Below are 12,194 nucleotides of genomic sequence, written 5' to 3'. Positions count from 1 at the left end.
TGATTATTGTGATGAATGTGCTTTTGCAATTGAGTGCAATTTGAGTGTTTGGTTCAATTGAAACGCTAAACGCACGCCGGCTTTTATCAAACGTTGATGGGCCAGTTGACGATCCTGTTGCAACATAATGTCAGTCACTTTATCGGGTGCATTGGCGTAAATCTGTGCCGTTATCTGGCGGGACTCGTCAATCCAGACCTGTGCATCGTCCTCTCGCCAGTCAACAATTTGTGCGTCAGGCATTTCGCGAATCAGGCTGCTGGCTAACGCAGCATCGTCGGGATCTTCACTTAATACCAGCGTATCCCAATAGTAATGAAGATTAACGGTTTCACCTTTGAAGATCAGCGGGTAACTATTCCCGCCTTTGTCATCAGCATAGCTAACATGCAAAGGCTGGTGCATATCGCCAACAAAATGGATAACAAAAGCCAATGCTTCGGCCCGTTTTTTTATATCCGCAGCATTCGAGAGTTGCTGCAGCATAAGATTAAAAGCTTTCACTACGCAACCTTGAGCGCAGTCTCTGGATGCCAGATAATACTTTGCATCACGGGGCAAATTGACATAATGCCAATTGCCGGTGTGTTTGAACTCATCCTGTTTGCGAATATGATCTGGCCAGTTTGCAGCCTGTTGCAAAGATTCAAACGGATAGGATTTAAGCAACATATCAACTTGTTGACGGGCTTCGGGCGTCAGGAATTGCCAGGCAATATCGGCAACGGTTGCATGTCCTTTGCTGCCCCACGCCAAACACTGCAACGGCAACAATAACAACAAAGATATAAAGCATTTTTTCATGAGCTAGTTACTCTGATACATAAAATATTCACACTCCGACATCCCTAGCGCCTGATAAGTTTGCTGGGCCTTGGTATTTTCTTTTTCCACATACAAGCGGAATCCGCAGACATTATCTTCTGCGTTAGCCATCTCCTGAACGCGCTGGTATAGCGACGAATAGAGGCCCTGGCGGCGATACTCGGGAGTAACGTAAACACTCTGGATCCACCAAAACAGGCTATTGCGCCAATCACTCCATTCATAGGTAACCAGTAAACCGGCAGCAATACTATTGTTTTGTTCCGCGACCAGATAAAAACCGTACTCCGGGCGTTTAATCAGTGTCTCGACACCGGCAGTCAATGTTGTACTATCCAGACTTTTTCCTTCAGTCTCCAGCGCCATGGCCTGATTAAATTCAACTAATTTTTGTACATCCTCCAATGAGGCTTTTCTAATTCTGACATTTGTCATCTGTTCATTTCTCCATGACTTGTAGTCTGATGATCTTGCCTTATTAGCCGCTTAATCACCACCCCACTTAACTTCAAATTCATTCCGTTAAACGGCTTTTATTTGGCTAAAGCATAGGAATACAACACTATTTTTTATACAATCGCCGCATCAGAATTCGGCCTGGTTATAAAATTTATGCGAGACACAAATAGCCGTCTGGTTTACAGCACCGATGGTGGCAAAATAGCACAGCAAAAAGTCAGTCAAGCTGTCAGCAAAGGAGATGGCATTGTGCGGATCCGGCGGGAAACCAAAGGACGCAAGGGCAAAGGTGTCACCACCATTGACGGTTTGGGCATGACAGATGACGAACTTAAATCGCTATGCAGCGAGCTGAAGAAAAAATGCGGCACGGGTGGCGCAATCAAACAAAGTGTGATTGAAATTCAAGGCGATAATCGCGAAAAAATCATGCAAATCCTGCAACAACGAGGTTTTACGGTTAAACTTGCCGGAGGCTGAGTTTTCATTTTAAGGAATCCTGAATGGATCATCATATTGCCCTGTCAGATTTAAGTATTTTATTAGTCGAGCCATCAGATACCCAACGTAAGATTATCACCACAATGCTGGTCAACGAGAATGTAGGCCAGATCGAGGCGGTAGGATCTATCAATGAAGCTGCAGAAGAATTGCGTAAGCACAGCGTCGATCTGGTGGTCAGCGCTATGTATTTTGGCGATGGCACCGGCATTGAATTATTGCAACAAATGAAATCACAGGAACAAACCAGTTCAATTCCTTTTATGCTCATTTCCAGTGAATTTCGCCCGACGAAACTGGAAGAGTTCAAACAATCCGGCGTGGTTGCTATTTTACCTAAGCCCTTTGAGCCGATCCATTTAACCCGGGCTCTGCATGCCACACTGGACCTGATCAATGCCGAAGAAGTGGATCTGGAATTATTTGATATTCATGATGTTCGCGTACTATTAGTTGATGACAGCAAACTGGCGCGCAACCATATCCGGCGGGTACTGGAAGGTATGGGTCTGAAAAACATTCAGGAAGCTGAAAATGGGGCTTTTGCAGTGACTAAACTCAAAGATGAAGCCTTTGATTTAGTGGTCACCGACTACAATATGCCTGAAATGGACGGACGCGAGTTGTCTGAATTTATTCGTTACAATCAGGCTACCTCGCATATTCCGATCATTATGGTCACATCTGAAGCCAATTCGGCGCATATGAGTAATATTCACCAAACGGGTATCAACGCACTGTGCGACAAACCTTTTGAACCGGCTGAAGTACGAAAAATGCTAATTAGCCTGTTAAACGCCTAAATACCTTGTATCAAACCGGGACTGGATTCAGAATAAAATCAAAAGGCCATAGCAACCTGCTATGGCCTTTTGCTTGAAGACGAATAATAGTGAGCTATTTATTACTTGCCAGATTTCGCAGCACGTAATGCAATATGCCGCCATGCTGGTAGTAGCTGAATTCATTCGGGGTATCGATTCGAATCTTGACCTCAAAGGAACGTTCATTGCCCTGTCCGTCCAGCACCGTTACCTTGACCGTCTTCTGCCCGGCTTTAACAGCAGGAATACTGAATTGCTCCTCACCGGTAAGCTTTAACGAATCGACACTGTCATCAGGCATAAATTGCAGCGGCAAAATTCCCATGCCAACCAGATTGGAACGGTGGATGCGCTCGTAACTTTGTGCAATCACCGCCTTCACCCCCAATAGCGCAGGTCCTTTGGCGGCCCAGTCCCGCGAGCTACCTGTACCATACTCTTTGCCTGCTAACACTACCGACGGAATGTTGTTCTGTTGATAATGCATCGCGGCATCAAATACACTCATCTGCTCGCCGGAAGGCATTAAACGCGTCCAGCATCCTTCGGTTCCGGGCGCCAATAAATTACGTAACCGGACGTTGGCAAAGGTGCCACGCATCATGACCTCATGATTGCCTCGTCTGGAGCCATAAGAATTAAAATCTTTAGGTGAAACCCCCTCTCCTTGCAAATACTCGGCGGCGGGACTATCCAATGCGATTGAACCTGCCGGCGAGATATGATCGGTGGTAACGCTATCCCCCAGTTTTAACAGACAGCGGGCATGTTGAATATCGTTAATCTCAGGGACGTCGGCACTGATATTGTCAAAAAAAGGTGGTAGTTTGACATAGGTAGAATCCGGCCAATCGTATTTCTGACTCTCGACTACTTCCAGTTCCTGCCAATCTTTATTGCCACTGTATACATCAGCATAACGGGATACAAACATCGAACTATCGATCACTTTTTCAATAATCTGTTTAATCTCCTGACTGTCTGGCCAGATATCTCGCAAATATACCGGTTTGCCGGACGGATCATCCCCCAGTGATTCGGTAGTGATATCCATTTTCATATTGCCCGCCAGCGCATAGGCAACCACCAAAGGAGGCGATGCCAGATAATTGGCCTGAACTTCGGGATGAATACGTCCTTCGAAATTGCGATTCCCGGATAACACCGAGCTGACCGACAAACTTCCCTGATGGATAGCATCACTGATTTCACTCGGCAATGGCCCCGAATTACCGATACAGGTAGTACAGCCGTACCCGACCAACTGGAAACCCAGCGCATCCAGATCATCATTTAATCCGGATTTGAGCAGGTAATCGGTGACGACTTGTGAGCCCGGCGCAAAACTGGTTTTGACCCAGGGTTTAACATCCAGTCCCCGTTTTCTGGCATTTCTGGCCAGTAAGCCTGCGGCAATCAGTACTGAAGGATTAGACGTATTAGTACAACTGGTAATCGCTGCGATCACCACTGCGCCATGCTTGAGTACAAAATCTTCGCCATCATAGCGACAAGGCACCCCACTGCTGCCGTCACTGGCGGGTAGTTGGGCTGAAGGATGCCCGCCTTCACTCTCGAAGCCGCTTTCATCCTTATCGGAATCAGCTGATTTAACCCCGTTTTGCAAATCCAGCCAGTCACGATAAGCCGCACCGGCATGATCAAGTGAAATTCTGTCCTGCGGGCGCTTGGGTCCGGCAATGGAAGGCACCACATCCTCTAACGCCAAAGATAAGGTACTATGATAAACTGCGTTTTGCTGGGAAGCGGTTCCCCACATATCCATCGCTTTTAAATAGGCACTAATACGTTCAATGTGCTCGCTATCACGTCCGGTTAACTGCAAATAATCGACAGTTTGCTGATCAATGGGGAAAATGCCGCAAGTTGCGCCGTATTCGGGAGCCATATTGGCAATGGTGGCCCGATCCGCCAAGGTAAGTTCATCCACCCCGGGTCCAAAAAATTCCACAAATTTACCCACCACGCCGGCGGCGCGCAGTTTTTCGGTGACGGTTAATACCAGATCCGTGGCAGTCGCACCGGCCGGTAATTTACCTGTTAGCTTAAAGCCGACAATTTCCGGTAATAGCATAGTTACTGGCTGACCTAACATCGCCGCTTCTGCCTCTATACCGCCTACGCCCCATCCCAGAACGCCCAAGCCATTGATCATGGTGGTATGCGAATCGGTACCCACCAGTGTATCGGGATAGAGCAAATTATTATCGTCCGGCTTAACAAACACCACGCGGGCCAAATATTCCAGATTCACCTGATGCACAATACCCCGTCCCGGCGGTACCACTTTAAAGTTATCAAACGCCTGTTGTCCCCAGCGTAAAAACTGGTAGCGTTCATGGTTACGCTTTATCTCAATCGCGGTATTTTGCTGCATGGCATCAGCCTGACCGAACACGTCCACCATCACCGAATGGTCAATCACCAGCTCTACCGGGTTTAACGGGTTAATTTTGTCGGCTTTTGAGCCCATTGTCACAATGGCATCGCGCATGGCAGCCAAGTCGACCACCGCAGGCACACCGGTAAAGTCCTGTAAAATCACGCGGGAAGGAACAAAAGCAATTTCGGTGTCCTGCCAGTTATCTACATCCCATTTGGCAAGTGTCTCTATATCGCCAGACTGGACAAAATCGCTATTCGCATGCCGTAACAAATTTTCCAGTAAAATTTTAGCGGCAAAGGGTAAACGGGAAAGATCGTACTGGTCCGCCAGCCCGTCAAAACTGTAGTAATGACATTGCTCACCGTTAATCTCAATTTGATTCAAGCATTGCATCGAATTGGTCATTAATGATTTTCTCCCTTAAAAAGTTTATTACTGCGTCATGCTAAGCCAAGAGCGTGTTTATCTTTCATCTTCACCACTGTTGAGAAATGAAAATTTCTCACTCTTTGTTGTAAACAGTGTAGTTTAGCCACCTAAATAAATCTGTTTACAACAAAGAGTGAGGAATTTTCAGACTCAACCCCATTTACCTTAACGAAAGGGGCTGGGGCTATTTTTCCTTCTCTCTGCGTTATCAAACGCTTAAAGAGAACCACTCTTCGCGCATTTTCTGCCTTGTGAGAAGAAAAAATTGCCGCCAGCAGTGGCGATTATGAAAGATAAACACGCTCTTTGTACTACCCTAACATACTAAGCATAAAATTTAAGGGAGGAGTAATGGGTCAATATAGAACCGAACATGACAGCATGGGCGACGTAAAAGTACCGGCAGATGCTTACTATCAGGCGCAAACCCAACGGGCGCATGATAATTTCCAGTTTTCCAAGCGTCCTTTTCCTGCCCCCACAATCCAGGCAGTTATCGATATAAAAGCGGCCGCCGCACAGGCAAATCATCAACTGGGACTGCTGGAGGCCAATATCGCCGAGGCCATTCAACAGGCCGCGCAGCAAAGCAAGCTGGTGGATTTTAGCCAGCATTTTCCGCTGGATATGTTTCAAACCGGTTCGGGAACCAGCTCGAACATGAATGTGAACGAAGTATTATCCACTCTGGCTACCGAGAAACTGGGCCAAAAAGTGCATCCCAATGACCATGTCAATATGGGGCAAAGCAGCAACGATGTAATCCCTGCCGCCATTCAGCTTAGCTCGGTCAGGTTACTGCACCAACAATTTTATCCCGCAATTAAATCACTGACTCAAAGGTTGGGCGAATTGGCAGTTCAGTATAGTGATAATGTTAAAACCGGTCGCACCCATTTAATGGATGCGATGCCGATTACCTTTGGCCAAGAAATACAGTGCTGGCAACAGCAACTGGAAACGGCGCAGCATCGCATTGAACAGGCAGAAACAGAATTGCATCATTTGCCTCTGGGCGGCACAGCTGTTGGCACCGGCGTCAATTCTGATCAGCAATTTGCACGACACTGCTGCGACAGACTACGCCAGCTTGATCCGGTAAACTGGCAAGCTGCCACCACTCCGGCCTTATACATGAGCAGTCAGGAACATCATTTGAATTTAATGTCGGCGCTTAAATCCTGTGCCGTTGCCTTGCTTAAAATGGCCAACGATTTGCGCTGGATGAATTCAGGACCGGTCGCTGGCTTACAAGAAATCCAGCTAACCGCGCTGCAACCAGGATCGTCGATTATGCCGGGTAAGGTCAATCCGGTTATTCCGGAGGCTGTGGCGATGATTGCTGCTGATATTATCGGTAACGAAGCCAGTGTCACTATTGCCGCTCAATCGGGCAATTTCCAGTTGAATGTGATGTTACCGCTGATTGCCGAAAAACTGGTGCGCAGCATAGAGCTACTTGCCGGTGCGTGTTCCAGCTTAACCGGTAAGGTGTTTACCGATTTTATGATTAATCAGCAACATGCCAACAACGCATTAAATAAGAATCCGATCCTGGCGACAGCATTAAATGGTGAAATTGGTTACGAAAATGCGGCCAAAATTGCCAAACGCGCAGACAAGGAAGGTAAAACAGTATTGGAAATAGCGCTTGAGGAAACCGACCTTGACGAGCAGCGACTTAAAGACTTGCTCGACCCGTTGCATCTGGCGAAACCCTATAGCAATTAGGGCGTGTTGATCTTTGGTGTATGAATTTTGTTCAAGTCCAACACCTTCTGGTCGCGACGCCGGGTTGCAGGCCTAGTGGGTCTAAGTCAAAATCCGGCAACAAAGAGCAGAAGGTGTTGGGTTGAACCCCTTTCTTTAAAACCGTGAGGGCAGTGTTTGTAGCGCATTTCTACCGCGTTATCGCTCATTCATGTAGAAATAACTACACCACACTCGCTCTGCCTTGTATAAATACGCTACAAACTGCTGCAAAAACACACACCAAAGATCAACGCGCCCTAGTGTTGCTGTTGATAAACATATTCAATCCGCGCAACAAAGTTGCCTGATTTTAACTGTCCCTTTTCGGCCCGCTGCAAATTAGTCAGCCCTTGATAAGTTTGTAGCTGCCGTGAGTGGCGTGAATAACTGAGTACAATGGGATCAACCAGCAAGCCAATAAAAAAGCTGTCAGGCTTTATCGCCAATTCCAGCTTATCTGCCGTTTGGGCTATTTTCTCGACGCTAAAATCAATCAGCTTGGCCCGATCAATAGCTAAAAAGGCGAAAACGATCTTGTCGCCGGCAAGCAACGCAGACCAATGTTGCAACACAAAATGGTTAAAACCGGCATCGATCACAACCTTGTCTTCAGCTTTATAACCGACGCTTTGCCGCTGTTGTTTGCCTGCCGTTGTATAGGTGATAACAATACTCTGCGGCTTGTTAACCACCTCAATTTGGGTCTGATTGCGATGATCAGAAAAAAGGACATCGGGCGCCGTTTGACTATGACGATAATCGATAACTTTGTCTGCAAACTGCTGCCCGTCCGGCGACCGATACAACACTTTAGACTGGAGTGTTTGTCCCAGTTGGTCAACGCTAACTTGATGATGTTCAGTATAAAGAGTTTGTTGGCTGTTTGGCGCATAGGCGATTCCATCAACAAACCATTGTGCGGCATAACAATAAGGACTAAACAGCGTACTGACAGTCAGTATAGCCGTTAGTAATTTAGCGTCTGTCATTACTGTCCCCCGAGTCCACGTAGTGGTTTAGCCCCACACACAAAAACCCAATACTTAACCATTCAATGACAATAAAAATCAGTGTCTGATGATCAAATACAACCGCCGATGCGCTACGAGCAGCCACATAGGACAACGGCCCTATCGACACGCACAATAGGATAAACCATCCGGATTTGTTCACCAGCCAATAGAGTGAACGATGAATGGTCATGGCAAAAGCCAGCCACAGAATCGGCAAAAATAACGGGATAGCGTTAGCGAATAAAGCCTGCTGAGGGTCAAATTCGAATAACCCAACCAAACTCATCAGCGAATCCACTGCCAAACCGTAAGTACTGACCACCAGCAGCATCATGCTGTCGATAAATCTGCTTTGGCTGGTTTTAATGTAATGCCACAACAATAACAGCAAAGGAACGACTGCTAGGTACCAGGGACCAAAAATGGCGATAAACCAGATTACCTGGAACAACAGCGCGTTTATAACTAAATCCGACCACGCATGTTGTCTTGTGTCGGTATTAGCCTGATTTGACATCAGCGAATGTTATCCAGCCGACATTCGGGTTTAGCCAATAACAAGTGTGATACGCCAATCACCCGCTGTTTGAATCCACCTTCGCAATAACACAAATAGTATTCCCACATGCGCATAAATTCATCGTTATAACCCAGCGCCTTGATCTGGTCACGATGCAGGTAAAAGTTATCAGCCCAGCATTTAAGTGTTTGCGCGTAATGCTCGGCGTAATCCTGCTGGGCCAACAAACGCATGTCTGTTGCCGCCGATACGCTGCCAAGTAACGCTTGTACCGAGGGTAAAAAACCGCCGGGGAAAATATACTTCTGGATAAAATCAACGTTGCGTTTGGCTTGTTGATAACGTTGGTCGGCAATAGTAATAGACTGGATCAGCATCAACCCGTCGGCTTTGAGTAACGATGAACATTGGCCGAAAAATTGCTCAAAGTATTTCCAGCCGACCGCCTCAACCATTTCCACTGACACCAGTTTGTCGAACTGGCCGGTGAGTTGGCGATAATCCTGTTTCAACAGGGTAATCCGGTTCTCCAGACCCGCGTCGGCAATTTTTTTGCGCGTTAACTGATACTGATTTTCAGAAATCGTCGTTGTCGTGACCCTGCAACCATAGTGCTGTGCAGCATAAATGGCCAAAGCGCCCCAACCGGTCCCTATTTCGAGTAAATGGTCATCCTCGACAAGCTGCAATTTTTGGCAAATAACATCGAGTTTATGCAGCGAGGCCTGCTCCATGGTTGCTTGTTTATCCGCGAAAATACCGGCCGAATACATCATGGTTGGATCGAGAAATAGCGAGAAAAACTCATTACCCAAATCATAGTGGGCAGCGATATTGCGCTTGGAACCTCTTTCTGTGTTGGCGCGCAACCTGTGCATAAGTTTAAGCACAGGGCGTGAAAATCTTGCTACCCCACCTTCAATGCTGTCCAGCACATCCATATTGGTGACCATCAGTTGCACCAGTCTGGTTAAATCCGGTGAACTCCAGTCTCCACTCATATAGGCTTCAGCCGCGCCGATACTGCCACCGGTCAGGATATCAACATAACATCGCGGTTCGTGGATATGTAATTCGGCGTAGAGAGAGTGGCTGTCCTGTAATCTTTGTCCAAAATGATAGCTTTGTCCGTGCTGTTTTATTATTAAACAACCCACTTTTATATTTTTGAGCTGGGCCAGAACCAGCTTTTTCGAGACTAGTACAGACCAATGATGTCGAGTCTTATTCACCGTTGCCGGAATTGTTGTACTGGGCATCTACCACTCCATTTTTGATTTTATTAGCGATAATTAACCTGTTTTACGTACAACATATCGATTTGGATCATCAACAAGGGTAAATTTTAGCGATACAGAACGGCTCAGTTTGAATCGGGGTGGGGGTAAAATGGCGTGCGTTTCAGCCATAATTTCAGGGCCTGCCAATAAATACCTGTAACGACCTGCAATGTCATCAACGGATAGGCAATAGCACAACGGCCCAAATCGTCTACAAGGCTTTGGCGGCGCATCGTTAACGCAGCACTGAAGCGCCTGTCAGGTTGGTCATTATCTGGCTGATATTGCAGGTTTTCGATATACACTTCCAGTCTTTGCGCTGGTTCGTTAATTAGCCAGCCGTAATGCATATTCATCGGATTAAAAGGTGAAACATGGAAAGCTTTAGCAAACCTGAATCGATGTCGACTCCGTCCTTCAGGTTGGTACTCGACCTGATCACAAAGATGACTGATCGGTAAAACGTATGCATGACTTTCGCCCCATGGCGTGTTGGCCACGTCCGCCAGGATGGCAGTAAGCTGTTGCTGCGGATCGTAGCAGTAATACAGCGTAACAGGGTTAAATATGAACCCCAGGTAGCGCACGTGAGCCAACATACAAACCTGGCTAATGAATGGCTTGGTTAATCCTGCATGCTCAAAATAGCCCGTCACCTTGTCAACCACCGCCTGTTTTAGACTGGTTTGTTGGGGGTGAAAATAATCCTGGCGATGGAAACTGAGAAAATTAAATCGTTCCATCGAAAAATACCATTTCTGCTCGGCCAGCCGGGGTATTTCATCCAGATCCAGATATAACATAAACAACGGATACCGGAATTGATGCTGGCTGGGCGCATAACGCCGGTGGTGGACAAAACCGCTGTAAACGGCACTATTCATTGCCGGGGTTAATATTTTTTGGGTCGTCATAACGTCAAACCAAACTGCTTTACAACTCGCAATGCACTATTTACCCCATCTTCATGAAAACCGTTAAACCAGTACGCCCCGCAATAATGGGTCCGCCGCTGTCCGCTGATTTGATGATGACGTTGCTGAGCGGCAATACCATCAAGACTGAATACCGGGTGACTGTATTGAAAGCATTGAATAATCTTGTCAGCATCAATCTCGGAATTACGATTCATCGTTACCAGCAATGGCAATGGCGCGTCATCAAAATTCTGCAGCATATTCATATTGTAAGTCAGCATCGCGCAATTACTGGTGCGCTGTGGCAGATGATAGTTCCAGCTGGCCCAGGCTTTTTTGCGCTTTGGCATGAGCTTGCTGTCGGTGTGTAATACAACATCATTCATTTGATAGGGAATTGCACCCAATATTTGGTTTTCCTCCGCACTGGGATCAGCCAGCATATGTAACGCCTGATCACTGTGACAGGCAAAAATAACCTGATCAAACTGGTGCTGGTCGCCTTTTTGGGTAGTAAGCAAAACACTATCCGCAGCGCGCTTTACCGATACAATTGGACAATTCAAATGAATATTGTCGCCAAACGGGCGACTCAATGGACCGATATAGGCGCGCGAACCTCCACTTAAAACCCGCCATTGCGGACGGTTATCAACACTCAATAAACCGTGGTTTTTAAAAAAACTCAGAAAAAAGCGCAACGGGAATTCCCGCATGACATCAAAAGACGCCGACCAAATCGCCGCACCCATCGGAATGATATACAGGTTGATAAAATCTTCGGAATAGCCGTGACGTTGGAAAAAAGCACCAACAGTTTCACCATCGTCAACGGCATTATCTTGTAACGCCTGAATGCTGTGCTTGTTAAAGCGCAGAATATCGCGGATCATCCGCCAAAATCGAGGGCGCAGCAGGTTTCTGCGTTGGGCGAACAAGGTATCAAGATTATTGCCGTTATATTCAAGACCGCTGTTCTCGCAACGGACGCTGAAACTCATATTGGATGCTTCGCTGGTTACTCCAAGCTGCTCCATTAGCTGGATAAAGTTGGGGTAGGTCCAGTCATTGAACACGATAAATCCGGTGTTAACCGGATAGTTTTTGCCTTGCAGATCAACATCGAAGGTATGAGTGTGTCCACCCAGATAATGATTGGCTTCAAACAAGGTAACTTGGTGCTGCCGGCTCAATATATAGCCTGCCGTCAAGCCGGATATTCCGGAGCCAATAATGGCAATATTTTGTGCTTTAACGTCATTCATGA

Annotated in this window: 11 protein-coding genes; 3 read left to right on the top strand and 8 right to left on the bottom strand. The window is 46.7% G+C overall.

All coding sequences use genetic code 11. From position 1 onward, the window contains the following. Positions 1 to 3: 3 nt before the first annotated feature. Both V1467_RS08110 and V1467_RS08105 read right to left on the bottom strand, forming a co-directional pair. Positions 4 to 804 (bottom strand): S1/P1 nuclease, encoded by an 801-nt coding sequence (locus V1467_RS08110; RefSeq protein ID WP_416308288.1) that lies wholly within the window; start codon positions 802 to 804, stop codon positions 4 to 6. A 3-nt stretch (positions 805 to 807) separates the two neighbouring features. After that, the gene (locus V1467_RS08105) at positions 808 to 1,260 is read right to left on the bottom strand and encodes a GNAT family N-acetyltransferase (RefSeq protein WP_416308287.1); all 453 of its coding nucleotides are present in this window, start codon (positions 1,258 to 1,260) and stop codon (positions 808 to 810) included. Between the two features lie 177 nt (positions 1,261 to 1,437). Between V1467_RS08105 and yciH the strand changes: the two genes are divergently transcribed. Further along, positions 1,438 to 1,764 (top strand): stress response translation initiation inhibitor YciH, encoded by a 327-nt coding sequence (yciH, locus tag V1467_RS08100; protein ID WP_416308286.1) that lies wholly within the window; start codon positions 1,438 to 1,440, stop codon positions 1,762 to 1,764. Between the two features lie 23 nt (positions 1,765 to 1,787). Beyond that, positions 1,788 to 2,588 carry a response regulator gene (locus V1467_RS08095; RefSeq protein ID WP_416308285.1) on the top strand — a complete coding sequence of 267 codons (801 nt, stop codon included), beginning with the start codon at positions 1,788 to 1,790 and terminating at the stop codon, positions 2,586 to 2,588. A 94-nt stretch (positions 2,589 to 2,682) separates the two neighbouring features. On the opposite strand, the gene acnA is transcribed toward V1467_RS08095, so the two are convergent. Beyond that, positions 2,683 to 5,421, bottom strand: coding sequence for an aconitate hydratase AcnA (acnA, locus tag V1467_RS08090; protein WP_416308284.1), 2,739 nt, complete (start codon positions 5,419 to 5,421; stop codon positions 2,683 to 2,685). 375 nt (positions 5,422 to 5,796) lie between these two features. On the opposite strand from acnA, the gene V1467_RS08085 reads away from it, so the two are divergent. After that, entirely contained in the window at positions 5,797 to 7,176 is a 1,380-nt protein-coding gene (locus V1467_RS08085) for a class II fumarate hydratase (RefSeq protein WP_416308283.1), read from the top strand. A gap of 278 nt (positions 7,177 to 7,454) precedes the next feature. On the opposite strand, the gene V1467_RS08080 is transcribed toward V1467_RS08085, so the two are convergent. The 5 genes from V1467_RS08080 to V1467_RS08060 all read right to left on the bottom strand — a co-directional run bounded on the left by V1467_RS08080 (position 7,455) and on the right by V1467_RS08060 (position 12,192). Next, entirely contained in the window at positions 7,455 to 8,186 is a 732-nt protein-coding gene (locus V1467_RS08080) for a hypothetical protein (RefSeq protein ID WP_416308282.1), read from the bottom strand. After that, positions 8,173 to 8,727, bottom strand: coding sequence for a DUF2878 domain-containing protein (locus V1467_RS08075; RefSeq protein WP_416308281.1), 555 nt, complete (start codon positions 8,725 to 8,727; stop codon positions 8,173 to 8,175). The genes V1467_RS08080 and V1467_RS08075 overlap by 14 nt, the downstream gene beginning before the upstream one ends. Further along, complete coding sequence (locus tag V1467_RS08070) at positions 8,727 to 9,989, bottom strand: class I SAM-dependent methyltransferase (RefSeq protein WP_416308280.1); 1,263 nt, start codon at positions 9,987 to 9,989, stop codon at positions 8,727 to 8,729. The genes V1467_RS08075 and V1467_RS08070 overlap by 1 nt, the downstream gene beginning before the upstream one ends. 104 nt (positions 9,990 to 10,093) lie before the next feature. Beyond that, positions 10,094 to 10,924, bottom strand: coding sequence for a DUF1365 domain-containing protein (locus V1467_RS08065; protein WP_416308279.1), 831 nt, complete (start codon positions 10,922 to 10,924; stop codon positions 10,094 to 10,096). After that, positions 10,921 to 12,192, bottom strand: coding sequence for an NAD(P)/FAD-dependent oxidoreductase (locus V1467_RS08060; RefSeq protein WP_416308278.1), 1,272 nt, complete (start codon positions 12,190 to 12,192; stop codon positions 10,921 to 10,923). The genes V1467_RS08065 and V1467_RS08060 overlap by 4 nt, the downstream gene beginning before the upstream one ends. Positions 12,193 to 12,194: the final 2 nt, after the last annotated feature.

It is taken from the genome of Neptunicella plasticusilytica, assembly GCF_047922965.1.
Classification (GTDB): domain Bacteria; phylum Pseudomonadota; class Gammaproteobacteria; order Enterobacterales; family Alteromonadaceae; genus Neptunicella; species Neptunicella plasticusilytica.
The sequence above is the reverse complement of the archived record's forward strand: the minus strand, read 5'-3'. Positions and strand labels throughout refer to the sequence as shown.

Excerpts from the sequence above, each read along its gene's own strand:
- V1467_RS08110 (WP_416308288.1), bottom strand. The coding sequence starts at position 804 with ATGAAAAAATGCTTTATATCTTTGTTGTTATTGTTGCCGTTGCAGTGT.
- V1467_RS08105 (WP_416308287.1), bottom strand. The coding sequence starts at position 1,260 with ATGACAAATGTCAGAATTAGAAAAGCCTCATTGGAGGATGTACAAAAA.
- yciH (WP_416308286.1), top strand. The coding sequence starts at position 1,438 with ATGCGAGACACAAATAGCCGTCTGGTTTACAGCACCGATGGTGGCAAA.
- V1467_RS08095 (WP_416308285.1), top strand. The coding sequence starts at position 1,788 with ATGGATCATCATATTGCCCTGTCAGATTTAAGTATTTTATTAGTCGAG.
- acnA (WP_416308284.1), bottom strand. The coding sequence starts at position 5,421 with ATGACCAATTCGATGCAATGCTTGAATCAAATTGAGATTAACGGTGAG.
- V1467_RS08085 (WP_416308283.1), top strand. The coding sequence starts at position 5,797 with ATGGGTCAATATAGAACCGAACATGACAGCATGGGCGACGTAAAAGTA.
- V1467_RS08080 (WP_416308282.1), bottom strand. The coding sequence starts at position 8,186 with ATGACAGACGCTAAATTACTAACGGCTATACTGACTGTCAGTACGCTG.
- V1467_RS08075 (WP_416308281.1), bottom strand. The coding sequence starts at position 8,727 with ATGTCAAATCAGGCTAATACCGACACAAGACAACATGCGTGGTCGGAT.
- V1467_RS08070 (WP_416308280.1), bottom strand. The coding sequence starts at position 9,989 with ATGCCCAGTACAACAATTCCGGCAACGGTGAATAAGACTCGACATCAT.
- V1467_RS08065 (WP_416308279.1), bottom strand. The coding sequence starts at position 10,924 with ATGACGACCCAAAAAATATTAACCCCGGCAATGAATAGTGCCGTTTAC.
- V1467_RS08060 (WP_416308278.1), bottom strand. The coding sequence starts at position 12,192 with ATGAATGACGTTAAAGCACAAAATATTGCCATTATTGGCTCCGGAATA.